This is a genomic window from Fangia hongkongensis FSC776 = DSM 21703, from assembly GCF_000379445.1.
Lineage (GTDB): Bacteria > Pseudomonadota > Gammaproteobacteria > Francisellales > Francisellaceae > Fangia > Fangia hongkongensis.
Genome location: NZ_KB902239.1, coordinates 208,053 through 234,574 on the forward strand (window position 1 = coordinate 208,053; position 26,522 = coordinate 234,574).

Genomic DNA, 26,522 nt, shown 5'->3' on the forward strand with positions numbered 1-26,522 from the left:
TTGTGAGATTCCTGTTAACTTGATAATGAAGTTGCTGTGCTATACATTGCATACATGGAAAAAGCGATATTAAACGCGCCTAAAGTTAGCAAAAAATAGCCGCAATATTTTGCATAAAGTGCCATTTTTTTAATTGCATGCTCAAAGATGTTATTCCCCACTTTTGGCAGTTGAGTCACTAAAGTGTTTGTTTCAAAAGAAATGGATAATATATGGACATAGTAGGAGAGAATGAGTCCTGTATCCAACACAGAGCCAAAATTGGTAATGCCTTTTGAAAGGTTCTTTTTTGCCACTTCACAATGATAACGGATATAGCCCTTGTTGGTAGCGGAAATATAATCAAGCGCTTGGCTTAGCATAATACCGCTTGAAAGAAATACACTTAAGTTTTGAAGCCAATAAGCACCTTGAAAGCGTGAGTAAACTCTAAATATTGGCAGTTTGTCTAAATGACTTCGTATCTGACCGCTGTAGTTGGGCAAAAAGAATCTCAAAAATAGCATCAATAAGATAAGTGTGAGGATCACAACGGGCAAATAATGTAGATAAAAATAGGCAATTTTAATGAAATAGAGCGTTGTTTCTGGTGGTGTTTTGCCTTGAAATGAACTCAGTAGCTTATCAATGATGCTTTTGTAGTAGATGAATAAAACACTTGATGCCAAAAACACAATAGTGGGATATAGAAGTGAGCTTAAAGCAGGGGCAATAGATTGTTTTTTACGTTTTAGGAGGCTAAGTGCATTTTCAAGTCCAGCGGTGAGCTGACCTGCTCTCTCACCAATTTCAATAAGATAGACGATGTTTCTGGCAAAAAATGTATTAAAGCAATGTGATATTGAAGCCCCCTCTTTGAGCGCGAGCGTAATGCGTTTATTGAGTTTAGCAATAACGCCTTTTTTAAATACTGAAGGCATAATCTCTTCAAAAATTTGCTTTAGAGACATCCCATAACTTAACATTTCAATCGTCATTTCTAGATATTCAATTTGCTTTTTGCTGGTAAACTCAAGCTTAATCAGTAGCTGTTGAAGTTTGTTCTGTATCATAGCTGCTCTTTATAATATTGTTATAGTTAATGCCTTGTATTTCTTTTTCAAATGGACTGAATTGACCTAGAATCATTTCAGCATCATATAAATCAACTTGCCCGTGTTTGATTAAAAGGCGTGCTTGATCAATATGGGAGTGAAAGTGTGCCCTTTGCAGGTGAGCTTTCCAGCCAAGATAGTCGTGCTTTAATATATACTCTCTGGAGATGTCATCTAACCAGATAATCTCTGCAATAACGCGTCGCCCAAGATATCCACTATTATTACAGTGTGTGCAATGATGGGTAGTACCTTTGGCATAAGATCGATGCATATTAACCTGATCAAAGAAATTGATATCATCAGTTAAAAAGTATCTCTCCCAGCGCTCGATATCTTCTTGATTAAGCTTGCAGTCGTTTATTGGTACTGCACAGTGGGGGCAAAGTACCTTGATCAGCATTTGAAAGGCTAGAAGCACCAAAAAGCTTTCATCAGCAAGCTGTGAAGGAGTAAGCTCTAAATCCAGTAGTCTTTGAATAATATTAATGGCGCTATTACTGTGAACAGTAGAGAGAACTAAATGCCCCGTCATCGCGGCACGAGAAGCCATTAGTGCTGTTTCATGATCGCGAATCTCACCGATACAAATGCAATCAGGATCTAATCTTAGCGTTTGTCTTGTCATGCTAGCAAAACCTTTTGAATCAACCTCAGTATTAACTGGTATTTGTGTTGCATTAGAGATGATTTTTTCAACGGGATCTTCAATAACATAGAGCTTTTTATGTTTAGGAAGTGTGCTTAGAAGGGCAGCTAAGGTGGTTGTTTTACCACTACCTGTGGGACCTGCAATAATAATTGCGCCACTTGGTTTTTTAATGGCAGTTTGTAAGAGTTGGGTTTGTTGAGAACTATAACCACACTGTGATAGATTTAGCTGCTTTTGCGCATCGGTATTAAGAATCCTAAGTACAACATCAAAGCTTGGAAATGGGTGTGCCGGTACACTGGCAAGGCGGATTCTAACACGTATCCCAGAGGTAAGCTGTAAGCTCATTGATGCATCTTGTGGAATATGTCCATTAAAGTGTTGCTGGGTATGATCAGTTTCTTTATTAAAGGCAACAAAGCATATTTTGCGTGCAAGTTCTGTTGACCATGTATCATAAAGTACTAGCTCACCAAGCTGTCTGAATTTTACTTCACACTGAGTCAGTCGAACTTCAATATGAACATCGCTCACATTTTGGCTAATGGCTTTTTCAATACAGTTTCTAAGTTGTAGCTGTACTTTAGATAAGCTTTGAATAAAGTGAGGGTCCATCTGTGCTAGTAAAGCGTCAATTTCACTTGCAGAGCGAATATGAATTTGATTAATTTTAATGCCCTTATTTTTCATTAGCACTTTGCAGTTTTGTAGATTGGGGGCTGTTTTTTTTGTCACAAGGACATCGCCATTTTCAATCACTGCAATAGGAGCGCCTTTTTGAGAGCGACACCATTTAAGCATATCTAAGTGCATTTTAGGATGTGAATATGTGCTAGGTGATTGCATGGTGATTTCCTAGATATGTAATGTTAAGTGTTGGTTATTTGAATCAGTTAATTTCACAAGGTTTTTTGAAATACTATCAACATGATATTTTATGTTACTCGTCGGTATCTTAAAGCTCTCTCCTGTATGAACTTGAATGGTTTTCCCCTCTATGGATAGCATGGCCTGCCAAAGGTTGTTGAACTTAAACACTGCACCAACAACGATGTTTTGAGTATTATTCAGTGAACCTTGTAACATTTTTGTTTGGATTTGTGTTTTAAGCAGCTCATTTTTGAGTTTTTGCTCAAAAATTTGATTTTGAACCTGTAGATAAGCTTGTGCTAAGTGATCTTTGGGCCCTGTGGTTTTGATGCTTGCTTCAGGGATTTTTTTAACTTCACTGGCCACTTTTTTTGGCAATTGAGGCTTAGGATTAGGAGATTTCTCTCTACTATCTATAGCCAGAGGTGTATGTCTTTGTGTTATTGGCATTGAGAAATTAGACTCGCTTTGTGCTGTACTATGATAATAGTAGAAGCTTGCAATCAAGATAATTAATACAATCACAGCGATGATAAGCGATTGTTTTTTTGTGAGTCGTAGTGACTTTTTATTATTTGTTTTGGGTTCTAAATCTTTGTTTTGCTCATTCATTGTGGTGCCTTAATTTAAGTAGATTATGGTGAATACAATTAGGGGTGACAGTGAGATGATTTATTAAGTGCCATAGAGCGTTAAGCTAACATTCAAATCAATAAGGGTATCTTTTGGAGAGAGCTTTAGTGTTTGTAACACCAGTGGATAAGATGATAAATGAGTAAGGAGGTTATTATTAATAAAATTAGCAGACAGATCATGGCAGTTGATAGTTAATTGTTGGGACTGGTAGTAATTAAAATTAGCGCGCTTCCCAAGTGACAAGGTGCAGTTTGGCATCTGATGCAGATAACTTACCAAATGACTTAAGTTATCTGTAAATAAAGGAAGGGTGTCTAAGTTTCTTTTTTTAAAGACAAGCTCTTTTTGTAGAGTGACTTCATTATCTGAAAGGTAAGCAAGTGTTAAATGATGCTTGTGTGCAAATTGATTGATATCAATATCAGACCCTAATGGTGATTCAACTAAATCAATAGAAACAAGCGCTTTTTGTAAGTTAATATGTTTAATGTTCCAACCTCTTGCATATAATTGCAGCGAAATTCGGTAAAACTCGCTGAGTATTTTGCTGCTTTGAGATAGCGCATTTGTTGATAATGCTTCTTTTAACGCTAAGTAGTGATCAACCGGTGGGGGCGTGTAAATGACCTTCTTTGGTGGCGTTGGAGTATAGGCAAAAAAGCCGATAATAATAAGAATGATCAATACAAGCATAGTGCAAAGTAGGGGGTGGCGAGAGGTATAGAATAGCAATAATGCAAGTTTTTGGTTTTTTAGTGTTAGCTTTCTATTTGGTGCAAGACTTTTAACTACTGAGCTCTCAAGTTTTATTGATGATATATTGGGAAGAAGATGCACATCATTATATAGCTGATTTATATCAAACCCGTAATATTTGATTTCAAATGAATCCGCATACTCTAAATTTGATAGGATATCTGCAAGTTCATCAAGCTGGACAACATCATCTAGCATAATATGGTGTTCATGAATATGGATGATAATGTATTGCTGATTATCAGCGAGCTTTTCTAAATAAAGCAATGTACGCGGATAAGCAAAATAAGCTTGAATACTTTCAGCAAGAAGTTGTCCTTTTTCTTTAGAAAAACACACGACCACACGATCGATATCTTTATGGCTTATATGGATATAGTTGCCAAAGTCTTTGCTGGAAATGGATATTTGCCTAGAGAGTTTTTTCTTTTCATACTCTGCTCGATAGACACTATAGATATAGTTTATAAGCTTATTATTTTGGTTGGTTACAGATAGTTTCATCTTGGTACCTAGTTGATAATATGAGGAGAAATTAAAAGCACTGTTTCTTCACGGTCACTTAATGCTGCATTACCACCAAGCGCCAATGTATTAAAATGCTTAACAGTGTTGGTTTGTCGGGTGGTATTATCAAACCCTGAGATAACAAGTGTCTGGCCATTTAATAATAGTGATTTTTGATTGAAACTTTTAATCGAGACATTCGGTAGCTGAACGCTACTATCATTATCCCCATTGCCTGTTTGTACTTGTTTTAGACTATCAAGTGATGATAATGAAACGGAAATTTGCAAATAAATTTTACCTTGATCAATTTTTGGTAGAACAAAGAGCTTTAAGCCAGTTGTAACCTGACCTGGGTTAATAGAAGATTCAGAAGCGTTATCACCATTTGCAGGGAAAATGGTAACAGATTGTGATTTGACATAGCTTGTTTGTTTGATTTGTTGAATTTCTGAGACCTCATTATTCAAGGTCGTGATAAGTGGCTTATTAACAACAGATACTTCGCCTTGCGTTCGCAGCTGATCAATAATAAAGCTGCTACCCGATAAAAAGCCAGTGTTGATTTTGCCAACAAGTGTATGACCAACTGAGTTTAACATTGAGGTAGACATATTAGTAAAAAGATCTGCCCCATAATTTAAAGAGATGGCTTTGGTGATCATATTCCAGTTAATGCCAGAGGAGAATTTATCGTATAAATGAACAGTGACGATCTGAACCTTTATGCTGACCTCACGGCTCATGTTTTTGTTAATACTATCAATCCATTGTTTAACTTTTTCAATGTGACGCCATGTATCAGTAACAGTCACTGATGAGGTGGCTTGTGATACTTTGAATTTGCCATGGGTTGATAGTAAATCAGGCATTGATTGCGAGATATCTTTCCAGATGCTTGTTGAGCCTTGTTGCTTTGCGGTGTTCTTTGAGCTGTTATCACTACTTGTGTTTGAATCTGAGGTTGTGCCAGCTGCATCACTGCCAAGAGAAAAGTTGTTATTACCGGGCAAATTATCAATCTGAAAGCGCTGTGTGATATACTTTTGCCATAAAATACGCTGATCATTGATGCTATAGTGATAGTTGGTTTTGATCTCAAGATATTTTAGCACTTGGGAGATAGAGCCCGAGAAGTTTACTTTTAAAGGCATATCAAGTGAGATATCCTGAGCAAAAACCATTTGTATTGGAGTGTTTCTCTCAATGATATTAATGATTTGCTGAAAGGTTAATGTGCCGTGAATTTCAAGGTTTTTGTGCATCCAAAGAGGCTCCATTGGAATGGCTTCTAGACCCGTGTAGGCTTTGGAGACAATTGCTATATTTGATTGCTCTTTTGGGATGAGGTTTTCTTTAGCCGTATGTATTGCTTGCAAGTTGTTATTAATTTTATGATTTTGCTCGGCAATAATCGCTTGTCCGCAACCTGACACACTTAAAAGCGTTATAAGTGATAAGCTACTTAAAATATATGGGGTCAGTTTTTTAAATACCACAATAAGCTCCTTAATATCCACTATTAGAGGCAAGAATGATTTGAACGACGTGATTTTGAGTGTAAATTTTTGCTTTAACAGGATAGCCTGAAAGTAGCTCGCTTAATGTTTTACTAAGCCCCTCAATGGGAATGGTATAGTTATAAGGGATTTTGTAATCTATTTTTTGTTTTAACCAAACAAGGTGCCAACCATAGACAGCTTCAACTAAGTGCTTAGTCTCTTGATATAAGCTGCCTTCTTTAACATGATATACGCCAAGATTGTTGGTGGATTTATCTATGGTGTTATTTGCTTTACTAGGAGATGGAATATCTGCATCTGTGTGGTTATTTGACATATTTTGCGATGTGTTTTCTAGACTAACGTCGCTATTTTGCTCTTTTAAATAGTGCTGGTATTGTTTTTGCAGTGAAGCTTCAAGCATCTTTTGTGCATATTGATCAGTCATTTCACCAATATTATTGGCAAAAACAATAGAAGGTGCGATTATGGTGAGAGTCAGAGCTTGTTTTAATAAATTCATGATGCATTTCCATTTGTGTTACTGGTGCAATAGACATAGGCAATTGCTTGATAAACATTAAGCGTGCCGATCGGTATAATTTGCCATGTGTTTTCAGATGGTGTGGCTTGAAACTGCTCCTTAGGATCAGGTGATAAGATTAATATGCTGGCAGTTTCATTATCGTTACAAGTAGGCTTCTGAATTAAAAGGCTTTGAGGGTTTTGGCTACTAATAATATGAATAGGATTCATTTGAGTATTAGCAGCGAAACTGACAGTGCTTGTGAGTTTAATGTAGTCACTATCTGTACAATCTGAGCTGGTGGTTGTAGCGGGCAACATGGTTGCAATTTTTGCTGCCAGATCCATTGTAGGTACACAGGTGGACAGTTGAATATACTGCTTATCGTTATTGCTTGTTAAAGTATATTTTTGACCAAAGATATTGGTATGTAAATTAGCAGGCAAGAAGCTGTCTTTAATAATATCATCAACACTTTGAGGCCAGTTGTCATTTTGCTGCTTATAGGCAAAAGCGCTAGAGAAAATCTCTTTGATATCCATTGCTGTTTTATTGGCTTGTTGTAGCTGTGCAATACGTTTGTAGTAATGACTTGCAATCACAATCATCATAGCAATAATGACAAGTGCCAACATGGTCTCAAACAGAGCAAAGCCTTTGTCTTTATGTAACATTTTCATGCTGCACCCACCAAAAAGTTGTGCATTGGTGCTTGAACTTGCTCAAACTTGGCAAGAGGGAAGCGCCAAGTAAGCTTTATATCTTGCTGCTTTTGAATATAAGTAGGATATAAAAAATGCGTAATTTCAGATCGTGTGTAACCTTTTAAATCACTATTTTGGTAAGTGATTTCTAACTGGGTATAGTGATCATGTGATTTGGTAATTTGAATATAGTAATCTTTGAAGGCTTGTGTGTTTTGCAAAAGGTGTGCTTTGATAAGCATTAAAATAGAGAACACTTTAAGCTTATTAGGTTCAGTTTGATATTTGTTATAAAATAGAATGCTGGCATTTCGTATTTTATCGATATCTACCTGAATCTGGGATAATCTTTGTGCATGAGTGCTTTTATTCACAGCTTGTTGAATATAGATAAACCCACCACCTGTTAATAAAATCAACAAACAGATACCTAGTAGAGTGTATCCATGGTTGTTTTTTAGTATAGTAAATTGATGGTGGGTCATGGTTAGGCCGTGATTTGTGCGTTTTTTTCAATTTGGTGTTGAGCGTTTGTAAGCTCAGCAATATCAAGATTCACAATACTACCGGTGCAACTAGGTGTGACATTGTTATTATGGGTTAACCATAACCTACGAATACGCTGACATGCTGCATTATTCTGAGTGTCAAAACTTAAACGAAAAGCAGAATTTCCAAGTGCGTTAACGTGAAAAGCTGTATGAAAAGATGAGTTTGGCAGCGCATAGTTGATGTGAGTATAACCAAGGTTGTATAAATCACCAAGGCTGCCAGCCATGGTGGTGTTCCCCTCTAGCATATACTCATATTCTGCTGCCGTAATTGTTTGCACTTGACTGGCGCTTTGACTAATATCATAGCTTAGTTTTGTATTGTGGTAGGCATATAAAAGCGTCACCACAGCCACACCGATAACAGCAATAGTTAACCCTAACTCAATTAAGGTATAACCATTTTGCTGTAGGTTATGCGGACGCTTTGATAACCAATTCAATTTGTGCTGTAGCTTATGCATTTATAGCTCCGATATTCAGTTTAATATAGTCGTTTGTGCTTATGATAATTGTGAGTTTGGATTGTAAAGCACATGAAGGATGCTACCGTTTGTTCCAGAGCTGCCTTTGCTACCAGTTGAACTATTGTCACAATAAGCTGTTGTGCCAGAGGTTGAATTGTTCCATTCTTGAACAAGACGTGTACAGTTCTTATCTTGCGAGGCATCAACATTGACATAAAAGTCGGTATTATCAGAACTTGAATTTACACTAAAGTTTGTACCAAAAGGGCTAATACCGCCTTGTGAAAAATCATAATCAGTGTAACCCTTATTATATAAATCTTGAATACTATCTGGTGTGCCAGTATGCTGCTCTAACAAATAACCGTTCTCAGCAGCGCCAATCATCTGAATTTGCTCATTTACCTGCTGCATATTATAAGATCGCTGTACAGAGCCATAAGCATATAAAAGTGCAGCAATAGCAACTGCAATCACAGAAAACACAAGACCAAGTTCAATCATAGATAGACCTTTTTGTGATTTCTTATTAATTCTACGTGATAAGTTTAATTTCATTCTCATTATTGTTCTCTCCTAATAATAACTGTTGTAATCTGGATTTAGCTTTTAGGGTTATAAGTGATCGTAATTGTTTTATCTGAACAATTAGCCTTAGTCATTGCAGAGGCATGAGACCACTCATTCTCCATGCGTTGGCAAATACCAGTGTCATGGACATTAAGCGCAATAGTGAATTGACGCTCATTATCGGTATCACTAACAGAAGCAACACTATAAGTACCACCAAATGGTGAGTTTGTTTTTGAAAAATCCTGATCAATATATCCCATAGTATGAAGTTTATTTAGATCTGTCTGTGGCCCCTGTGCTTGAGAGTCATACATATAGGCTTCTTCAGCTGTTGCAATTAGCTGCATTTCAGTATTTGTCTGTTGAATGTTGTAGGCATTTTTAACTGAGCTATAAGCATATAAGGTTCCAGCAATCGCAACAGCGATCACTGTAAAGACTAAGCCAAGCTCAATCATTGACAGCCCTTTTTGCTTTTTATGATTTAGTTTTTTCATGATGTGATTTATCCTTCTCATTGATAGACCTCTTTGGTTGTTTTACGTTGATAAATGTTGTTAATTAACCTGTGATTAACTGACCAGCTTGGCATGAACCATCTTGCACAGGTATGTCACTATTAAATTGGATACATAAGTTATAATGCCCGCGAGCAACATGACAGTTGGACATCGTTGAGAATAATTTGCCATTTGCCTTTAACATGCCACGTACACGTTCACAAATTTCCTCTGTTGGAAAATAATCCTGAATCCTAAATAGCAAATTATTATCAGGATCAATCTTAAATCCCTTAGCACCATCTTCAGCGCCAGTGATAATTTCAATGTCTTGACCAAATGCATTATAAGCAAGGTCATTATGCCAGTAGTCATCTTGAGCAAGTTTATAGGGTTTGGTGCTCGAGTATTTCTGTGTATATAGCTGCGAGAGACCAACAGGTTGCTCTTGAAAACTTTGCTCAGCAAGGTATTGATTTTCAGCAGCAGCAATTTCTTGGATTTGCTTAACAAGCTCTTGCTCTTTATCTGCCGTCATAACACTGCTATAGGCATAAAATATCCCTGCAATTGCCACAGCAATAACAACAAATATAAGCCCAAGCTCAACCATTGACAGGCCTTGTTGTTTGTCTTTATGTAAAATATTGTGTATTGTCATTAGTTCTCCCATTCACCGCCTATTGTTTTATTTGTCTTGATAAAATGATCATCGTTATGAAATCTCCCTTGTTGTTGTGATTTGAACAAAAGCCATGATAAGCATTCTGATTTCTCTTAGCAGTGAAAAGGGCGGAAGATGTAGGTGAAATGAGATGAACGGAATATGTGAAAATAAGAAACATTAGCTGTAAAAATATGCAATTTGTGTGTAAATCTGCCGTGAAAACTGTTGTTTTCAAACTAGCTTCCCCTCATGAAAATGGGGTTATTCTGAAGGTGATTATCTGAATATAATTCAAACTAAACGGTTTAATGTTTTCAATATTTAGTAAGTTAAGCCATCATGCAGCAAGTTAAAAGGTGTATCTTAGGGGGTAAAATGGGGAAAATAAAAATAGCATCATGCTTGGCAGGCTGTTGGCCGATTGATATGCTCTTGTACCGTGTTCTTGGTGGCGGTTTGGCGAATTAAAAAAACTGCACCAAGCGCTGCTAATATATAGCCAGCAAGGACAATCAGCATTCCATTGTAGTAGCTATGCGCACTATAGAGATAATTGCCCACATTTGCGCTTTCGCTTGATCGAATGACATAACCGATAAGGGGCTGAAAGATAAAGCCTGAGATAACCACGGCCATATTATTAAAACCAATTGCGGTTGCCCTGTGTTCTATTTTGTTATTTCTGCTTACAAGTGAGAAACTCAAAGCCTGTCCTGCACAAGCAGCGCCTGCAAGCAAAAAAAGTACAATGAGCATTGCAAAAGAGTGCTTAGGAATCAGCATAATGACAGCGAAAGAAAATGCCCCTAATAGCGCACAAAGAGAAAGAGTAAGGTGAATACGATTTGTTTTATCTGCAATAAAGCCAAATAGAGGGCTTCCAATTGCAATGCCAATCCACATAAAAGTGACGATACTGGCAGCACTACTAAAAGGAAGGTGAAAGTAGCTTTCAACAAAGGGTACACCATATAGTGATGCCACCACTGCCATTGGCATCCATAATAAACAAGCATAAAAGGCAATTGCCCAAGTTTGAGGTTTTTTGGCCACACTTAAAAAGGCAAAATGTGTTTTATCAGGGTTTTTGCTTAAGTGTTTATGAGGAAGTTTTAAAAAGAAAAACATAAGCACAATTAATACAACGCCAAAGCTTGTGACAATCATCATCGTTTCACGCCAACCAAAGTGTTCAATCAATGGCAAAAGTGGTAATGCGCCACACATGGCACCTAAGGCTGCGAGCATTTGCGTCACCCCTGCAATGAGAGTGAAATAGCGTTTGCTAAAGACATGGCTTGCAACCACAAGGACACCAATAAAGGCAAAGGCAGAACCAAATCCCATAAATATTCGAGCAAAGGCGGCGAAGTAAAAATTAGGTGCTAATGCAAACAAAAAACCACCAACAATACAAATAGCCAAAGGCAGCATAATAACACTTCGGGCAGAGAATCTGTCATAAAAGAGTCCAGCTGGAATTTGCATTAAGGTGTAAGTAATAAAATAAGCCCCTGAGGTAACGCCAAGCCAAAATACATCAATGTGAAGTGATTGCATTAAGTTTTGTGTCATGATGCCAGGGGAGACTTGAAGTGCCATTTCAAAAAAGAGAAAAAGCGCAGCTAAAATAAATAAAAATACGGAACGTAGCATGTTTTATCCTTGATAAGTACATTCATCAATAAGGGGTTGTTTAATTTAATTGTAAATAAGGTGGAAACGCTCAGTCACAGCCAAGCTAAAATACTAAGTGTGACTGAGCATGCTACATCGATTGAGACAACAGCTGATAATGCTAAGAGAGCTAAGCTTCTTTGCAGCGCATTGCTTTTTAACTTGCTGTGTGAAATTGCGCGTTCTAGCCATTTTATTGATGTAATTGTTGTTCTTTCAGTTTATTCCCTAACAGATTTATCACACTTTTAAATTAAAGGAAAGATTTTTAAAGTCCCATTTTATGATTTGGCATTACATCGTTATAAGTAGATTGATGAAATGAGTAAATGAATGGCGATTGCTAGCATAATCATTCCGCTTACCAGTTCAATAATGCGCCAAGCTCTATCATGTTGTAAAAAATGGCTAAAGCAATGGACTGTATAGGTAAGCCCTAAAAACCACAAAATACTTGCAAAAATAGCGCCAATCATAAATTCATTTTGAATGTATGTACTTTGATAAGTGCTAGCAACACCACCAATTAATATCACGGTATCAAGAAGTGCTTGTGGGTTTAGTAAACTAAATGATAAAGCAAGCAAAATGATATTGGATAAAGAGATAGTGTGCTGTGATTTCCATGTGTTTTGTGTAATAGGTACTCTACCTAGTCCTGATTTTATTGATAACCCGCCATATATCACAAGAAAAATAATGGCAGCAGCTAAAAAAGCTGTGTGTAATATGGGTAGATAGTGTAATAGAAATTTAGTAAAGTTAACGCTAATGCCTATAAGAACAATATCACACACAATACAAATACTCGCAGCGATGTAGCTATATTGACGTTTTGTTGCTTGTTTAATAATAAAAATATTTTGAGCGCCTATGGAAATAATTAAACCCATTCCAAGTGCGAATCCATATAAAAAAGTCATATTTATCTCTCATCAGTAAAAACTAGCTGTAGTGTAAAAAATCAATTAACATAAGTTAAATTAATTATATTGATATACCATTAAATAACCTTATGAGTCACCCCATAGATTATCGAGGAATTATTGCCCTTAAGACCGTTATAGATTTGCAGCATTTTGAAAAAGCTGCACAGAAGCTTAATATCACTCAATCTGCAGTGACTCAAAGAATTAAGACACTAGAGAAAAGCTTTGGAGAACCTTTATTGATTCGCAGTTTACCCTATAAAGCTACGAAACTGGGAGAGGTGTTGCTAAATCATCAGCGCCGCGTTGAATTCTTAGAGGGGTCTTTGTATGAAAAAGTAGAAATAGAAAGACTGAAGGCTAAATTTTCTATTGCAATAAACCATGATGCTTTAGAAACTTGGCTAATGGAAACAATTGTGGGAATACCTGCTTTTCAAACGTTTCATTTAGAGGTTATAACAGAAGATCAAGAGTTGACTTTAGATTTGCTTGAAAATGCACGAGTGCTTGCCTGCATTTCAACAAACCATAAGCGTATGTCAGGTTGTGATAGTGCATTTTTAGGTGAGTTTGAATATGTTTTAGTCTGTTCAAGCCAGTTTAAGGAAAAGTACTTTAAAAATGATAGAAGCTTAAAAGATAATCTTTTGGACTCACCCTATCTGAGCTTTAATTATAAGGATCAGCTCAATCAAATTTATATGGCTAGAATGTTTAATTGCGAACTAAATGCAGATAATACACATATTATTCCATCAGTAAAAGGCTTTAGAGAAATGACTTTAGCAGGGTTTGGATGGGCGCTTATTCCTAGAATAGACATTGTAGATTGCTTAGCAGATGGCAGATTAATCATCCTAGAGAGCACAAAAACATGGAGAATGCCTCTTTATTGGCATTACTGGCAATTGCCAGATCGAAAATACCAGAGGTTAAATCAGTTATTTATAGAAAAAGCACAAAAAAGGCTTCACCTAAAGTGAACTTGATGTCGTAGATTAGTCATATCATGATCAAGCAAGCAAGTGAATTAATATGAAGATAGTTATCGTTTATTTTTCAAAAACAGGAACCATCAAGACATTGGTGCAGTACGCCCAGAGAATCTTATCTCAATATGATGTTGATTTGACTATTAGTAAAATTAAAGCCTCTGAGATTATTCATGGAAGATATACAAATAATCACACGTTAGTTGAGTTAAGAAGTTCAGATGGTGTGATATTTGCAACTCCTACTTATTTTGGTGGGGTGCCTGCCCAGTTTAAATCATTCCTTGATGCAACTAGCATCTTTTGGCAATCACAGTTATTGGCAGGGAAGCTGCTTTGTGGAATAACATCAGGAGGTTATGTTAATGGCGATCAAACGCATACCTTACAGTATTTGCAAACCTTTGCTAATCAACAGGGTATGCTCTGGGTTCCTCTTGGTCTGGTTGATGATCGTTACGGTGTGCAATCTGGTATTAGTGTTGTATCAAATACTAGAAAATCACTAAAAGAAGAAGATTTTTCATTGGTAGGGCATTTGGTAACACATCTACACTATTTATTGAAAATGCGCTTACATGAAAATGAGCAATACGCTTCTCAACCGAGAGCATAAATTGGATAGAAATTTAATATTCAGCTCGTTAGTATAAGAATATTCATCTAATATCTTATGTAAAGCATATGGCGTAAGAAGGGTAATGATATGAAAACATGGAAACGAGTCTTAAAGATTATTTTTGGTCAAGCAACAGGGATGCAGCTGTTTCTAGGAGTATTATTTGGCTGTATCTTGGGTTTTATTCCTGGATTTTCCTATGCGCCATTTTTAAGTGTACTATTTATCTTTTTGGTTTTAATTCTTAATGTAAATATTGGCTTTGTAGTCATTTTATTTATTCTTGCCAAAATCCTGTCTTTTGCGATCGAACCGGTGTCATTTTACTTTGGTATATGGTTATTAGATGGAGCGTTCCAGCCAATCTTTAAATCAATGATTAATATGCCTGTTTTGGCTTATGCTGGATTTGACTATTATCTGGTAACAGGCGCATTTGTTCTTTCAGTTATTCTAGGGGTTATCGTGGGTTTAGTGGTTGCTTTTATGTTTAAAAGCACTCGCAACAGGCTTGCGCATATTCAAAGCGATAAGGCTTTATATCAACAAGCGGTTAATAAATGGTGGGTGAAGCTTAGCACTTGGGTGATTTTGGGCAAATCACTACATAAGGTTGATTGGGTTGCGCTAAAGAATAAGCGTCTTAAGCATCCTTTTAGAATCTCTGGGGTAGTGATTGTCATTGTTATTATTATACTTGCCTTTTTGATGCAAAGTATGCTCCAGAGCAAGATGGTCAGTAACATTTTGAAAAATGAGCTGACTAAGGTAAATGGATCAACGGTTGATTTTAACCATTTAACAATAAGTGCGACAAAGGGGCAGTTGTCACTTGAAAACTTAGGTTTTAGTAATCCAGATAAACTCGATTATGATCAATTTTATGCGAAAAAACTCTTAGCACGTGTTGATATTAGTGCGCTTTTAAGTAAACGCTTGGTGTTGTCCAACGTTGAGGTTGATACTGTTCTTAGTAATCATAAGCGTATGCACCCAGGGAAATTGTATATAAAAGAATCCGCTCAAAAAGCAAAGGAAAAACCAGCACCTACAGAAGATCAAACTAAAGAAAAAGAAGTGACAAAACAAGATGAAACACGGACATTTGAGATTGAGAAATATCTAAAAAACGCCAAAGAATATCGATCTTATCTTGATTATGCAAATAGAGCGCTTCAATTGATTGGTGGAGGTGAAAGTGTAGCGAAGCCAGAGGATCAAAGTGCCAATGCTAAAACACAGGCTCAAGTGTATGGTTATGCCAATGTTCGTGCTAATTATTTGATTACTAAAGTGCCAACACTAACCATTAGAACCTTAAATGTGAAAAATATCCAGCTCTCAGATAATAGGCATTTACATTTATATGCTGAGAATATCGCAACAGAGCCCCAACTTTTAAATGTGGCAACAAAAGTACAGCTAACTTCCGAGGCAAATTGGTTTGAGGGTGAGTTGATTCGTTATCCGGATACTCAAATGGATAATAAAATCTCCTTTTCAATCAATAAAATGCCTGTCGCATCACTTTTAGAGAGTGTTAACTTTGGCAGTAATTTTTCTTTAATGGCAAAAGAGGCTGATGTGAATGCGAAAGGCAGCTGGAAGGTGAAAAATGGACAGATAAGTATAGATCTGCCTACAGATATCATCTTGTATAAGACTCAAGTCAAGGTAAATAAAACACCTGTTAATATCAATAATCTACCATTAAAAGTGCGCTTTTTAGGTGAGCTCAGTAATCCAAGTTTGACATTGGAAGCTGGGCAAATGAATAAGATTCTCAAAGAAGCCGGAACATCAGCAGCTAAAGATGCAATCCAATCAAAATTAAAAGACAAACTGCCATTTAGCTTTTAAATAATAAACTATTACAGGGTGGATTAAAAATATCAGTGTAGAAAATGTATAAAATTAATAAGAAATGCTCGTTTTCAGGGGTGACTTGTGGTGTATTCAAGTCGGTTTGAGCATGATTTTTAAAGTTTATGTTTTGACTATCGTAAAACGATCATTTTGGTACTATATGTTTTTATTATGTAGTGCTTGATATACTATTTCTGGATTTTTTGAAATAACAGTGAGATATGCCCTTGTTGCAGAATCAGGCATTGTGATTTTTTGTTCCCATTTCTCAAGTGTTCTTAATTTAAATCCATACTTTTCACAAAACTCACTACGACTAACGTTTAGTTTTGACCTGATTTCTTTAACATCAAGGTTTTCAGGGACTAAAAATTTATGCACCTTACCAGGGTTGACTTGCCCTTTTGATATTTGGAGAGCTTCTTCGGCACTTTGTCGTAGACTTTCATTAAAATCAAAACTCATACTATTTACCTCGCAGATTTTTGTGATTCTTAACCATTTGTTTAACAATTGTTTTTAATGTATTTGCAGTTTCAGCATTAATATTGTCAGCTACTGATTTTGGGTATGCTAAGAGCAGATATATTGGCATTGTTGAATCGTAAAAGTAATATATCGTTCTTATACCGCCACTTTTCCCAGAGCTTCGATTTCTTTGCCATCTTAGTTTTCTGCAACCACCTGTATTGGGAATAATATCTCCAACTTCTGGGTTTTGTGAGATTATCTCAATCATTTCATCAACAATATCACGTTCGCAAAACTTTTCGGTAATCTTTAAAAACACAGGGGTTTCTACAATTGTTATCCAACTCATTAAATATTTTTACTATACATTACATAATAAAATTATACCCAAACCGGGTAAATATTCAACCCATTTCGGGTATTAACTTTAATTGACTTTTGGTGCTTTTAATTCACAATTGACTACATCATTAATATAAGACTACCTTGATTTATCCTGCAAATTTAGGATACTTTAGTTTCTCAGGTTTTATCTTAAATACAGCTAATTAGAAGATTAGCAAAACAGCTCAATCTTGAGTTGTTTCAGTTAAGAGCTTCCTTTATAGAGAATTTATCAAATCTTAAACTCTGCGTTAGTGCTTAGCATATTCATCGCTTTGCATTTCTTGCAAGCGGCTTATGGTGCGCTGAAATTCAAATTTCAGTCGCTCTCCTTGATAAATCTGATTAAAGTCAGCTTCAGCAGCAATAATAACCAGTTTTTCTTGATCATAAAACTCATCGATAAGCGCAATAAAGCGGCGCGTCTCGTTTTCATGTTTTCGGGTTAATATTGGCAGATTGCTAATGAATAACGCATCAAATCGTTTTGCTAAAGCAATATAATCATTTACGCCACGCGCATGACCACATAGAGAGATAAAATCAAACCAGATGATGCTTTCATCCACAGCTTTAACGGCTATGACCCTATCTTCCAAAATGATGTCACTATTATACAGTGCATGTTCTGTTGCCTTTGATAGAAAGAGTGCTTTAATTTCTTTATTTGCAGTCGCTAAGGGGAAAAAATAACGCCTATTATCCTCGCTCATCTCTTGGCGATAATCAATACCACGGTCTAAGTTAAAAACATCGCAGTGCGATTTAATCTCATCAATAGCAGGTAAAAAAAGTGCACGTTGCAGTCCACTTAGATAAAGCTTGTCAGGGGGAATGTTGGAAGTCGCAACCAAGGTAATACCAAGCTTAAAAAGCATGGTAAATAAGCTGCCAAGGATCATTGCATCAGCAATATCTTCAACAAAAAACTCATCAAAACAAATAACTTTAGAGCTATTTGCTATCTCTTTGGCAACAAGATTCAGTGGGGATTTTTTCCCTTTATTATCCTGTAGCCTTTGATGAACTTCTTTCATGAAATGGCTGAAATGTTGTCGGCGCTTTGCTGGGAAGTTCAGGTTGTTATAGAATAAGTCCATAATAAAAGTTTTACCGCGACCCACGCCACCCCAAAGATATAAGCCCTTTATATATGTTGGTTTTTGTGAGCGAAAAAAAGACCATTTTGATGTTTGTATACCAGCATTTGTTAAGTGCTCAGAGATAATTTGCAGTTTGTTAATAGCTTCTAGTTGTAATGGATCGCTTTGATAGCCTTCAGCTTTGATGATTTTTAAATATTGCTCACTAAGCGTCATGGAAATTTCCTAGTGCTATTTTTCAGTGTAAGCTTTGTCTTTTACAAAGCATAGTAAAATAAAGGCAAGTATCATACTAAAGGTTAAAATAGAAAATGCCAGATGGTATGAGCCAACTGCAAAGTGTTTGACTGCGCCGACAGGAACATGACCATGGGCGTAGTGCACAATTTGACCGGCAGCATTAATATAATTTCCGTTCCAAGTAAGCTCTAGAAAATAACCAATTAAGGGATCAAAAATCGCGCCGAGCACAGGTTCACCTGTATTGATAAATGCCGCAACCGTTGCAGCAACGATAATACTATTGATTCGTCTGCCTATTGCAAATGTCAGCATATAAATACCAAGGCAAAAACCGAAAATAAAAAGCAAAATAGAGGCAACCAAGGGTGAGGTTTTAACTGTCAAAACAATCGCTAGACTTAACGTTGCAAAAACATGAAAAGTCAGCATGATAGGTTTTCTTTTATCAAGCTTTTCAGAGAGTTTACCAATAACAGGTGAACCAATAGCAAGGCCGATAAAGATCATCGAAATCATACCGGCGGCATGTTCTGTTGATACTTGATATTGCTCACGAAAATAATTATTTCCCCAAAGGCCAGCAAATGCATCAATAGCAGTGAAGCTTAGGCCCGAATAGAGCGTTAAAAGCCAGTTATTATAATTGAAAAAAGTATTTTTAATCGCCTGCCAGCTAAATTTGGTACTTTCATGTTTCTGAAAATCAGCATTGGGGTTTTTATCGCGTACGATACAGACATAAATAATCGCGCCAATTATCCCAATAAGAGCACAAATAAATAGCCCTTTTTGCCATGAACCTGTATGAGTAATAAGAAAAGAAAGCGGTGCTTGGCCAGCAATGGCACCAAGCATCGCAGCACTTGCTAGAAAGCTTGTGACAAAAGCAAACTTTTCAGGTGGGAACCAGACAGAGACCGCTTTGATATAACTCACTGTTGCAAACGCTACTCCTGCACCGATCATAATTCTGCCAAGATAAGCCAAAGATAAATCACCATGGTTTGCAGCATAAATAAATAAAAGGAGCCCAACAGAGGAAACAAGTAAAGAAAGAGCGCTAATAAAGCGAAAGCCAAATTTATCCAGCACGAGCCCTGAGAATAACTGCACAATAACAATGGTCCAAAATGTTGCCGCAACAAGCGCACCAGCACCAGATGCAGAAATACTAAAAGAAGACATGATGTCATTAGCAATAAGTCCTGGAAAGACTTGCATAATATATTTATAGAAGAGTAAAAAAGCGCTTAGAAAAACGATAATCCAGCCATAACCTTTTATTTTATGGACCAAAAATGACATGGTGGTAATCAAAACCTCATAAGTTGATTAATATGCATAAGCTTATGAGTTTACCGAGAAAAATAAAAATAGAAATAAAAAAGTAAAAAAGAGTTAGAATTTAGCCGATTGCAATCTAGCGCGCAAATAAATCCGGCTTAATGTCATTTGCCGCTGCAATCACTTTAAGGCGCTTTAGGGCATCTACTTGAATTTGGCGTACCCGTTCACGAGTTAACCCAATTTGCATGCCGGTTTCTTCTAGTGTTTTAATATCATGTCCACGCAGTCCAAAGCGCATTGCGAGCACAGCGCGTTGATTGTCGGTTAGCTCATCTAGCCATTGATCAATAAACTTTGCTGCCTTTTCATGAAGGTGAATGTTCTCAGGGTCAATTGAGTTTTCATCTGCAATGGTTTCAACCATTGAGCGATTAGAATCATCAAATGAGTCATCGAGCGAATCCATTTGCACCGTTGATGAGAGAATTTTACGGATATCCTCAACGGGTCTATCAATAAACTCTGCAATTTCCTCAGGAGAAGGCTCATGATCAAGCTGTTTGGTGAGCTCATTTGCTGCACGCAAATAGACATTAAGCTCTTTTAATATATGCACAGGAACACGAATGGTTCGTTGGTGATTTAAAAGAGCACGTTCTATATTTTGACGAATCCACCAAGTGGCATAAGTGGAAAATCGCCAGCCCAAATCAGGGTCAAACTTCTCAACAGCACGAATCAATCCTAGATTGCCCTCAGCAATTAAATCCAGAAAGCTTAAACTATTTCCTCTTGGTTTATAACGCTTTGCAATTTTAACAACCAAACGAAGGTTGCTTTCAATCATGATGTTTTTTGCTTTCAGTTCGCCTTTTTGCACCTTCTTTGCATAATAAAACTCCTCCTCTTTTGTCAGAAGAGAGCGAAAACCAATATCAACCAGATACATTCTTGTTGCATCAGCTTCTCCTTGAGAGAAGTCATACTGCTCATCATTTTCAGACTCTGCATTACTTTGCTCTAGATCTGCCGTACCTTCATCTGTATCCATATCCTCAGTTAACTCAACCTCAGCGAATGAGGCAGGTCCGTTTGAGTTTGCGCTATTCTCCTCAGGTGTATAATTCTTAGTGTCCGACACAATATCTACTCCTATCTCTTGATTCCAAAGGTACTTGGATAAATTCATTATCTCAGAGGGATAGGAAAAGATAAATAGTGAATTATCGCTTATCGTTTTTATTTTCTAGAAAGGGGTGAAATATACTCGGTATTTGTGTATCAAATATGCTACAAACTGTTACACCCTTGAAACAGCAAAATAAAATACAGTGTGCTATAACTTTAAATACAAGCTAAAGTATTAAAGCGTAAGGAAGATTAATGTTAAAAACAACAAGTTACGTTATGCTCGCAGCAGCTTTCGCTTTGATTGTTATGCTGATAGCGGTATTTATGACACATCAAGGTCTGTATTTAACTGATGCCAAAGTTGCCCCGGATCATCACCTTAACAGCTATAAAAATGCTCAAGTGCAAGGGCTGGGAGTAATCTCTGGCTAGTGCTGTGTGGCATCAGCTGTATTTTGCTGAGCTGCTTTTTGCATATAAAGTGCATCAAAGTTAATTGGAGCAAGGTTGATTTGTGGGAATCCAGCTTTATTAATGAGGCTATCGATAACTTCCTTTGCATAGGGGAATAAAGAAGTTGGGCAAAAGGCGCCAAGCATAGGATCAATCTGATCTTGAGGCATGTTTTCAATCGTAAAAATGCCTGCTTGCGTCACTTCGATTAAATAGGCTGTTTTATCAGCATTTTTTACAGTGACAGTTAAAGTTAACTCAACTTCATGTACATTGCCTTCTAATATGTTTGACTGTGTGTTGACGTTCACATTAGCATCTGGTTTCCATTCTGATTTGAATACTTCAGGTGTATTCGGTGTTTCAAATGAAATATCTTTGGTATAAATTTTTTGGATAACAAAATTCGGTTGTGGGTTTTCAGTTGTATTTTCCATTATTATATCCTATTGGTTAACTGTAATTTTATCGAACACATTATGCCTGAAGCAATTGAAAAGACCAAGTGGGTTACTGGTCTTTTATCAATGATTTTAGCTCATCGAGTACGCTGAGTGCTTGAATTGGTGTCAAGCTATTTGGATCAAGTGCATTGAGTTTATCAATGAGCTCATCATAGGAAGAAGAAGCGCTATTTTTGGGTGTTTCTTGTAAATCCAGCATCATTTGTTTAGGTGTGTAAGGTGTGATGCTGTCAGCTTCTAACTGATGCAAAATTGCCTTTGCTTTTTTAATTACATCAGCTGGTACCCCTGCAAGTTTGGCAACTTGAATGCCATAACTTTTAAGTGCAGGTCCTGCTTTGGCATGATGTAAAAATACAATAGTCTCTTGATGTTCTGTGGCTTCAAAATGAATATTGGTTGCGGTTTTGTATTTTTGTGATAGCGCGGTGAGCTCAAAGTAATGTGTTGCAAAGAGTGTGTAGCTATTAAGTGCAATTAATTTCTCGGCGGTTGCCATCGCTAAAGAAAGCCCATCAAATGTGCTTGTGCCTCTGCCAATTTCATCCATAAGCACCAAAGAGTTTTGTGTGGCATTTTTTAAAATATGTGCGCACTCTGTCATTTCAACCATAAAAGTTGACCTGCCACTACTGATATCATCATGAGCGCCAATGCGGGTGAAAATGGCATCAGTGGGACCAATTAAAGCAGATTTAGCAGGGACGAAGCTCCCGATATAAGCGAGAAAGACAACATGGGCAATTTGGCGCATGTAAGTGGACTTCCCACCCATGTTAGGGCCTGTGATAATCTGAAATTTACGGCTATTATCGAGTGTGGCATCATTAGCAATAAAAGGAGTATTGAGCGTTTGCTCAATCACAAGATGCCTTGAGGCTTCAATTTTAAGGATGTTTTTTTGGGTAAAGGCGGGTGCTGTGAGCTTAAGTGTGAGTGCACGCTCTGCAAGATTGGTATAGACATCCGTTTTTGCAATGGCTTTTGCTAATATTTGCAAGGTTGAAAAGTGCTCATTTATCTGTAAAAGCAAGCTTTGGTAAAGATGTTTTTCGTAAGAAAGTGCTTTTTCCTTTGCACTTAATATTTTATCTTCAAAGGCCTTTAGCTCATCGGTGACATAGCGCTCAGCATTTTTTAATGTCTGGCGCCTGATATAATCACAAGGCAGCTCCTTATGCTGCGCTTTGGTAATCTCAATATAATAACCATGCACTTTGTTATAGCCAATTTTAAGCCCTGAAATTCCCGTTCGCGCTTTTTCTTTTTTCTCAAGTTCCAGTAAGTACTCATGAGAGTTATGGGAGAAGCGCTTAAGTGTATCAAGCTCAGCGTCATAGCCCTTTTTAATAACCCCTCCATCTTTTATGGTAACAGGGGGCTCATCGACAAGTGCATGATTAAGCGTTTGACTTAACTCAGGCAGTAATATCAGATTTAAGCCAAGTGCTTTGATGTGCTCATTGTGTTGAAACTGATCAAGCTGTGTTTTTAATTGAGGTAAATGGTTCAGAGTATCTTTTAAAGCGACAAGGTCTTTTGGTTTTGCTGTTCCAAGGGCAATACGAGAGCTAATACGCTCAATATCTTGTATATAAGATAATGTCGATTGAATGTGCTCAATAGCGTTACTTTCCACCAAGGTTGATATAATGCTCTGGCGAGTGGTAATTACATTCATTGCCGTCGTTGGTTCTTTAAACCATTCTCTTAAAAGGCGCTTGCCAAGTGCGCTTTTGCAGTGATCCATAACACTCAGCAGTGTACGTTTATGATTACCTGTGATGGCATGATCAAGCTCTAAGTTTTTGCGACTGGCAATATCGATATTTAATAACGTATCGGTTTTTTCAATTGCTATGGAGCTTAGATGTGAAGGGATTGATTTTTGTGTTTCAATAATATAATTAATAAGTGCGCCAGCTGCACAAACTGCCAGAGGATATGCTTTTAATGCCTCTTCACTTTGCTGCCCAAAAACCTCATTAATCAGTTTTTTGCTTGGCATAAGCTGAAACTCCCATTCACCTCGTGGAACAAGAGAAATAGCATTCTCCAGTGCGAAGCTTTGCAGCTGCTCAAGCTGACTTTCATCAATTAGAACTTCTTTTGCCTTAAGTCTAATAAGCTCATCATTGAGTGTTGATTTACGCTCATTAAGTGTAATGAGTTTAATTTCCCCTTGTGTGTAATTTAAATAAGCAAGCGCTGTTTTTTTTGCTGTTTGTAAAACAGATAAAATGACATTGCTTTCACTACTGTCCAAAAAGCTCTCTTCAGATACAGTGCCGGGGGTAATCACCCGAACAACTTCTCGCGCTACAGGGCCTTTATTGCTGACTTCACCAACTTGCTCACAGATTGCAACACTCAAGCCTTGTTTTACAAGCTTAGCCAAATAGTTCTCGGCTGCATGATAGGGAACCCCTGCCATGGCAATTGGCTCGCCATTAGACTTTCCACGCGTGGTCAAACTGATATCTAAAAGCTTTGCTGCCTTATGTGCATCTTCATAAAATAGCTCATAGAAATCTCCCATACGGTAGAATACAAGCGTATTGGGGTATTCAGATTTAATGCTAAGGTATTGCTGCATCATCGGTGTGTGCTGTGTGGCAGTATCAGGCATAATGTAGATATATGAAGTTATAAAGCTGCCAGTATACACTACAGATTTAAGTGAGATCTATATTCACTTTAAAATGATTTGTAATTAGATGAGGCAAATGCATCAAACTTATTTTAATTCAAAGCCATGTGCTTTGGCGCGTTGGTGCATCATAAATGAAAAGATAAAATAGATAGCACCAAGTACAATGCAAACAATGCCAAGGCCAATAAAGTAGTTCATATAAGTTGGTAAGGACGCAAGAGCTGATACTTTCCCATCTGGCATGGCAACAAGTTGTCCAAGCTTTCCAGATAAAGCGCCGCCTGCAGCAAGGGCCAGCATAAAAAAGCCCATTCCTAGGGTGACTATTTCTTTTCTAAAGTAAATTGCAATTAAAGAGAAGCCGATAGCAGCAATAAGAAGCTCAGCAAAGGCAGCAAAAAAGAAATAAAGAATCATCCAGTTACCATTAATGAATCCATCTTTGGCGGTATAAAGGCATACAAGATAAAGTGAAATAAAAGCGATGCCTGAGAGAATGGTGCCAAAGGCATATTTGTTCGGAATATTGATCAATTTGTTATTGTGCAACTTGGTATATACCACTGCTAAAATAGGGCTTAGTATGACAAGCCAAACCGCATCTAAAGAGGCATAGGTTGCAGGAGAGACGCTCAAACCAACCAAGGTTAAATGGATGTTATGTTTAGCAAATAGTGTCAGTGTGGAGAACATTTGATTATAAATGACAAAATAAACAATCGCCTCGATGACAAGTAAAATGCCAATGACTTGCATAAAACGCTCTTTTTTGTTCTCTAGCTTCATCGAGTCTATTAACATATAGATAAACATAATGATGCAAAGCGCAATGATTAAATAAAACGAAACGTCAGTGACCTGAAACAGTAAATAACAAATAACAATCTGGATAATGCAAACAGCCCCAATGAGAAGTGCAGCGTTCTTTGTCAGTGGTTTGGTATCATGCGCGCCATTGATGTCTTTTAGTAAGCTTGCGCGGATGGTGTAATTTAAAAGTGCGACGATCATGCCAATGACTGACACCCAAAAGGCATTTGAATAGCCAGTATGCTGGGCAATGATAGGGGTGATGGCAATCCCTAGGAAACTGCCGATATTAACCCCCATGTAATAGAGTGTAAATGCTGAGTGAGAGCTTGAAGCATCATTGCTGAATATCTTTGAAATAAGTGCCGTTGGTGCGGGTTTAAAAAGCCCGTTTCCAACAATAATAAAGGACAGCGCCCATGATATTTGTGCTAAAGAATGTGATGATGCTAAAATGGCATAACCAATAAAAAGTAGTACGCCACCAATTAAAAGTGCGCGTTTAATGCCAATGAACTTATCAGCAATATAGCCGCCGATAGTAGGGGTTAGATATAATAAGGCTGCAAAGATGCCAAAGATGAGATAGGCCTGATCTTCACTGATATGTTCAGCGGTAATAAAAAGGAGAAAGAGTGCTTGGAAGCTGTAAAATGCATAGCGCTCCCACAACTCTACAAACCAGATAACCCCAAATTGTCTTTTTTTAATCGAACGATTCATTTTTATTTATCTTCTGTTGTATGAATGGCTAAAGAGAGATATTATCATGACAGAATGTATCGGTTTGTAAATACCCAAAGAATCTAAAAGGTCTGATTTTTGATCATGATGTGTTGGGTAAACTCGTGAAATGGAGTGTGTTGATGAGTATGCTTAATTGGCTTGATTATGTTTTTATTGCCATTGTCTTAATCTTTAGTGTTTGGGGCTTTGCACAAGGATTTTTACGTGGACTTTTCTCACTGGTTATTTGGCTTGTGGCGCTGGTGATCGCGTATTTTTTTGCAGATGTTGTAACCACCCATTATACAAGCAGATGGTTTGATTCAATAGATGTGGCATTTTGGATTGCATTTTTTGCGATTATCATCATTGTCTGGCTTGTGGGGCATTTGATCCGTCTTATCTTTTCAATTTTTAAAAAAAGTACGCAATCACTTACCGACAGATGCTTGGGATTTATATTTGGCTTTGTAAAGTCAACACTTGTTTTAAGTATGGTCGTTGGTGTATTAAGCTTCAATCCTGTCATTCAAAAGCAGACATCTTGGGAAGATTCTTTGCTTGTCCCATGGCTTGTAAAGGGCGCTGTGTGGGCTAAAAATCGTATGCCAGAGGGATTGCCTCAAAAGGTTCAAACCGGCAGTGCTAGTCAGAGTAAGTCATTGAATAAAAGTGCTGAAGAGCTAAGAGCAATCGGTTGAAAATT

At 37.2% G+C, this 26,522-nt stretch carries 27 protein-coding genes; 5 read left to right on the forward strand and 22 right to left on the reverse strand.

The genetic code is table 11. The features are described 5' to 3' along the window. Positions 1–14: 14 nt before the first annotated feature. The 14 genes from A37Q_RS0101045 to A37Q_RS0101115 form a co-directional block, all read right to left on the reverse strand. Positions 15–1,052 carry a type II secretion system F family protein gene (locus A37Q_RS0101045; protein WP_018298405.1) on the reverse strand — a complete coding sequence of 346 codons (1,038 nt, stop codon included), beginning with the start codon at positions 1,050–1,052 and terminating at the stop codon, positions 15–17. Further along, positions 1,018–2,592: a GspE/PulE family protein gene (locus A37Q_RS0101050; RefSeq protein ID WP_018298406.1), complete on the reverse strand. Its 1,575-nt coding sequence runs from the start codon at positions 2,590–2,592 to the stop codon at positions 1,018–1,020. Before A37Q_RS0101050 ends, A37Q_RS0101045 begins: the two co-directional genes overlap by 35 nt. Positions 2,593–2,601: 9 nt before the next feature. Further along, positions 2,602–3,228 (reverse strand): hypothetical protein, encoded by a 627-nt coding sequence (locus A37Q_RS0101055; RefSeq protein ID WP_018298407.1) that lies wholly within the window; start codon positions 3,226–3,228, stop codon positions 2,602–2,604. 63 nt (positions 3,229–3,291) lie between these two features. Beyond that, the gene (locus A37Q_RS0101060; RefSeq protein WP_018298408.1) at positions 3,292–4,512 is read right to left on the reverse strand and encodes a hypothetical protein; all 1,221 of its coding nucleotides are present in this window, start codon (positions 4,510–4,512) and stop codon (positions 3,292–3,294) included. An 8-nt stretch (positions 4,513–4,520) separates the two neighbouring features. After that, positions 4,521–6,014 carry a hypothetical protein gene (locus tag A37Q_RS0101065; RefSeq protein WP_018298409.1) on the reverse strand — a complete coding sequence of 498 codons (1,494 nt, stop codon included), beginning with the start codon at positions 6,012–6,014 and terminating at the stop codon, positions 4,521–4,523. 10 nt (positions 6,015–6,024) lie between these two features. Next, on the reverse strand, positions 6,025–6,540 hold the full coding sequence (locus A37Q_RS0101070) for a hypothetical protein (protein WP_018298410.1): 516 nt from the start codon (positions 6,538–6,540) through the stop codon (positions 6,025–6,027). Next, on the reverse strand, positions 6,537–7,223 hold the full coding sequence (locus A37Q_RS0101075) for a type II secretion system protein (RefSeq protein ID WP_018298411.1): 687 nt from the start codon (positions 7,221–7,223) through the stop codon (positions 6,537–6,539). Before A37Q_RS0101075 ends, A37Q_RS0101070 begins: the two co-directional genes overlap by 4 nt. Next, positions 7,220–7,669, reverse strand: a complete 450-nt coding sequence (locus A37Q_RS0101080; protein ID WP_018298412.1) for a hypothetical protein — start codon at positions 7,667–7,669, stop codon at positions 7,220–7,222. Before A37Q_RS0101080 ends, A37Q_RS0101075 begins: the two co-directional genes overlap by 4 nt. A 65-nt stretch (positions 7,670–7,734) precedes the next feature. Further along, entirely contained in the window at positions 7,735–8,262 is a 528-nt protein-coding gene (locus tag A37Q_RS0101085) for a type II secretion system protein (protein ID WP_018298413.1), read from the reverse strand. A 39-nt stretch (positions 8,263–8,301) separates the two neighbouring features. Next, positions 8,302–8,829, reverse strand: coding sequence for a type II secretion system protein (locus A37Q_RS0101090; protein WP_018298414.1), 528 nt, complete (start codon positions 8,827–8,829; stop codon positions 8,302–8,304). Between the two features lie 38 nt (positions 8,830–8,867). After that, on the reverse strand, positions 8,868–9,335 hold the full coding sequence (locus A37Q_RS0101095; RefSeq protein WP_018298415.1) for a type II secretion system protein: 468 nt from the start codon (positions 9,333–9,335) through the stop codon (positions 8,868–8,870). A 64-nt stretch (positions 9,336–9,399) separates the two neighbouring features. Next, positions 9,400–9,999: a type II secretion system protein gene (locus A37Q_RS0101100; protein WP_018298416.1), complete on the reverse strand. Its 600-nt coding sequence runs from the start codon at positions 9,997–9,999 to the stop codon at positions 9,400–9,402. A gap of 402 nt (positions 10,000–10,401) precedes the next feature. Further along, positions 10,402–11,661: an MFS transporter gene (locus A37Q_RS0101105; RefSeq protein WP_018298417.1), complete on the reverse strand. Its 1,260-nt coding sequence runs from the start codon at positions 11,659–11,661 to the stop codon at positions 10,402–10,404. A 323-nt stretch (positions 11,662–11,984) separates the two neighbouring features. Next, positions 11,985–12,605 carry a LysE/ArgO family amino acid transporter gene (locus tag A37Q_RS0101115; RefSeq protein WP_018298419.1) on the reverse strand — a complete coding sequence of 207 codons (621 nt, stop codon included), beginning with the start codon at positions 12,603–12,605 and terminating at the stop codon, positions 11,985–11,987. 92 nt (positions 12,606–12,697) lie between these two features. Here A37Q_RS0101115 and A37Q_RS0101120 point away from each other — a divergent pair, with 92 nt between their 5' ends. The 3 genes from A37Q_RS0101120 (at position 12,698) to A37Q_RS0101130 (ending at position 16,085) form a co-directional block, all read left to right on the forward strand. Next, positions 12,698–13,597 carry an ArgP/LysG family DNA-binding transcriptional regulator gene (locus A37Q_RS0101120; protein ID WP_018298420.1) on the forward strand — a complete coding sequence of 300 codons (900 nt, stop codon included), beginning with the start codon at positions 12,698–12,700 and terminating at the stop codon, positions 13,595–13,597. Between the two features lie 52 nt (positions 13,598–13,649). After that, the gene (locus A37Q_RS14305) at positions 13,650–14,222 is read left to right on the forward strand and encodes a flavodoxin family protein (protein WP_018298421.1); all 573 of its coding nucleotides are present in this window, start codon (positions 13,650–13,652) and stop codon (positions 14,220–14,222) included. A 90-nt stretch (positions 14,223–14,312) separates the two neighbouring features. Beyond that, on the forward strand, positions 14,313–16,085 hold the full coding sequence (locus tag A37Q_RS0101130; RefSeq protein WP_018298422.1) for a TIGR03546 family protein: 1,773 nt from the start codon (positions 14,313–14,315) through the stop codon (positions 16,083–16,085). Positions 16,086–16,247: 162 nt separating this feature from the next. Here A37Q_RS0101130 and A37Q_RS0101135 read toward each other — a convergent pair whose 3' ends face one another. The 5 genes from A37Q_RS0101135 to A37Q_RS0101155 form a co-directional block, all read right to left on the reverse strand. After that, the gene (locus A37Q_RS0101135) at positions 16,248–16,556 is read right to left on the reverse strand and encodes a helix-turn-helix domain-containing protein (protein ID WP_018298423.1); all 309 of its coding nucleotides are present in this window, start codon (positions 16,554–16,556) and stop codon (positions 16,248–16,250) included. A gap of 1 nt (position 16,557) precedes the next feature. Beyond that, positions 16,558–16,911 (reverse strand): type II toxin-antitoxin system RelE/ParE family toxin, encoded by a 354-nt coding sequence (locus A37Q_RS0101140; RefSeq protein ID WP_018298424.1) that lies wholly within the window; start codon positions 16,909–16,911, stop codon positions 16,558–16,560. A gap of 286 nt (positions 16,912–17,197) precedes the next feature. Beyond that, on the reverse strand, positions 17,198–18,265 hold the full coding sequence (gene zapE / locus A37Q_RS0101145) for a cell division protein ZapE (protein WP_018298425.1): 1,068 nt from the start codon (positions 18,263–18,265) through the stop codon (positions 17,198–17,200). Positions 18,266–18,280: 15 nt separating this feature from the next. Next, complete coding sequence (locus tag A37Q_RS0101150; RefSeq protein ID WP_018298426.1) at positions 18,281–19,597, reverse strand: MFS transporter; 1,317 nt, start codon at positions 19,595–19,597, stop codon at positions 18,281–18,283. Between the two features lie 115 nt (positions 19,598–19,712). Continuing rightward, the gene (locus tag A37Q_RS0101155; protein WP_018298427.1) at positions 19,713–20,720 is read right to left on the reverse strand and encodes a sigma-70 family RNA polymerase sigma factor; all 1,008 of its coding nucleotides are present in this window, start codon (positions 20,718–20,720) and stop codon (positions 19,713–19,715) included. Positions 20,721–20,962: 242 nt separating this feature from the next. On the opposite strand from A37Q_RS0101155, the gene A37Q_RS0101160 reads away from it, so the two are divergent. Further along, on the forward strand, positions 20,963–21,142 hold the full coding sequence (locus tag A37Q_RS0101160) for a hypothetical protein (RefSeq protein ID WP_018298428.1): 180 nt from the start codon (positions 20,963–20,965) through the stop codon (positions 21,140–21,142). Here A37Q_RS0101160 and secB read toward each other — a convergent pair. The 3 genes from secB to A37Q_RS0101175 all read right to left on the reverse strand — a co-directional run bounded on the left by secB (position 21,139) and on the right by A37Q_RS0101175 (position 25,813). After that, positions 21,139–21,600 (reverse strand): protein-export chaperone SecB, encoded by a 462-nt coding sequence (gene secB, locus A37Q_RS0101165; protein ID WP_018298429.1) that lies wholly within the window; start codon positions 21,598–21,600, stop codon positions 21,139–21,141. The genes A37Q_RS0101160 and secB overlap by 4 nt on opposite strands. 73 nt (positions 21,601–21,673) lie before the next feature. Next, the gene (mutS, locus tag A37Q_RS0101170) at positions 21,674–24,256 is read right to left on the reverse strand and encodes a DNA mismatch repair protein MutS (protein WP_018298430.1); all 2,583 of its coding nucleotides are present in this window, start codon (positions 24,254–24,256) and stop codon (positions 21,674–21,676) included. A gap of 108 nt (positions 24,257–24,364) precedes the next feature. Further along, a complete protein-coding gene (locus tag A37Q_RS0101175; RefSeq protein WP_018298431.1) occupies positions 24,365–25,813 on the reverse strand; it encodes a peptide MFS transporter in 1,449 nt (482 codons plus the stop codon). A 143-nt stretch (positions 25,814–25,956) separates the two neighbouring features. Between A37Q_RS0101175 and A37Q_RS0101180 the strand changes: the two genes are divergently transcribed. Beyond that, positions 25,957–26,517 carry a CvpA family protein gene (locus A37Q_RS0101180; RefSeq protein WP_018298432.1) on the forward strand — a complete coding sequence of 187 codons (561 nt, stop codon included), beginning with the start codon at positions 25,957–25,959 and terminating at the stop codon, positions 26,515–26,517. The last annotated feature ends 5 nt before the right edge of the window (positions 26,518–26,522 follow it).

Excerpts from the sequence above, each read along its gene's own strand:
- A37Q_RS0101045 (WP_018298405.1), bottom strand. The coding sequence starts at position 1,052 with ATGATACAGAACAAACTTCAACAGCTACTGATTAAGCTTGAGTTTACC.
- A37Q_RS0101050 (WP_018298406.1), bottom strand. The coding sequence starts at position 2,592 with ATGCAATCACCTAGCACATATTCACATCCTAAAATGCACTTAGATATG.
- A37Q_RS0101055 (WP_018298407.1), bottom strand. The coding sequence starts at position 3,228 with ATGAATGAGCAAAACAAAGATTTAGAACCCAAAACAAATAATAAAAAG.
- A37Q_RS0101060 (WP_018298408.1), bottom strand. The coding sequence starts at position 4,512 with ATGAAACTATCTGTAACCAACCAAAATAATAAGCTTATAAACTATATC.
- A37Q_RS0101070 (WP_018298410.1), bottom strand. The coding sequence starts at position 6,540 with ATGAATTTATTAAAACAAGCTCTGACTCTCACCATAATCGCACCTTCT.
- A37Q_RS0101075 (WP_018298411.1), bottom strand. The coding sequence starts at position 7,223 with ATGAAAATGTTACATAAAGACAAAGGCTTTGCTCTGTTTGAGACCATG.
- A37Q_RS0101085 (WP_018298413.1), bottom strand. The coding sequence starts at position 8,262 with ATGCATAAGCTACAGCACAAATTGAATTGGTTATCAAAGCGTCCGCAT.
- A37Q_RS0101090 (WP_018298414.1), bottom strand. The coding sequence starts at position 8,829 with ATGAGAATGAAATTAAACTTATCACGTAGAATTAATAAGAAATCACAA.
- A37Q_RS0101095 (WP_018298415.1), bottom strand. The coding sequence starts at position 9,335 with ATGAAAAAACTAAATCATAAAAAGCAAAAAGGGCTGTCAATGATTGAG.
- A37Q_RS0101100 (WP_018298416.1), bottom strand. The coding sequence starts at position 9,999 with ATGACAATACACAATATTTTACATAAAGACAAACAACAAGGCCTGTCA.
- A37Q_RS0101105 (WP_018298417.1), bottom strand. The coding sequence starts at position 11,661 with ATGCTACGTTCCGTATTTTTATTTATTTTAGCTGCGCTTTTTCTCTTT.
- A37Q_RS0101115 (WP_018298419.1), bottom strand. The coding sequence starts at position 12,605 with ATGACTTTTTTATATGGATTCGCACTTGGAATGGGTTTAATTATTTCC.
- A37Q_RS0101120 (WP_018298420.1), top strand. The coding sequence starts at position 12,698 with ATGAGTCACCCCATAGATTATCGAGGAATTATTGCCCTTAAGACCGTT.
- A37Q_RS14305 (WP_018298421.1), top strand. The coding sequence starts at position 13,650 with ATGAAGATAGTTATCGTTTATTTTTCAAAAACAGGAACCATCAAGACA.
- A37Q_RS0101130 (WP_018298422.1), top strand. The coding sequence starts at position 14,313 with ATGAAAACATGGAAACGAGTCTTAAAGATTATTTTTGGTCAAGCAACA.
- A37Q_RS0101135 (WP_018298423.1), bottom strand. The coding sequence starts at position 16,556 with ATGAGTTTTGATTTTAATGAAAGTCTACGACAAAGTGCCGAAGAAGCT.
- A37Q_RS0101140 (WP_018298424.1), bottom strand. The coding sequence starts at position 16,911 with ATGAGTTGGATAACAATTGTAGAAACCCCTGTGTTTTTAAAGATTACC.
- zapE (WP_018298425.1), bottom strand. The coding sequence starts at position 18,265 with ATGACGCTTAGTGAGCAATATTTAAAAATCATCAAAGCTGAAGGCTAT.
- A37Q_RS0101150 (WP_018298426.1), bottom strand. The coding sequence starts at position 19,597 with ATGTCATTTTTGGTCCATAAAATAAAAGGTTATGGCTGGATTATCGTT.
- A37Q_RS0101160 (WP_018298428.1), top strand. The coding sequence starts at position 20,963 with ATGTTAAAAACAACAAGTTACGTTATGCTCGCAGCAGCTTTCGCTTTG.
- secB (WP_018298429.1), bottom strand. The coding sequence starts at position 21,600 with ATGGAAAATACAACTGAAAACCCACAACCGAATTTTGTTATCCAAAAA.
- mutS (WP_018298430.1), bottom strand. The coding sequence starts at position 24,256 with ATGCCTGATACTGCCACACAGCACACACCGATGATGCAGCAATACCTT.
- A37Q_RS0101175 (WP_018298431.1), bottom strand. The coding sequence starts at position 25,813 with ATGAATCGTTCGATTAAAAAAAGACAATTTGGGGTTATCTGGTTTGTA.
- A37Q_RS0101180 (WP_018298432.1), top strand. The coding sequence starts at position 25,957 with ATGAGTATGCTTAATTGGCTTGATTATGTTTTTATTGCCATTGTCTTA.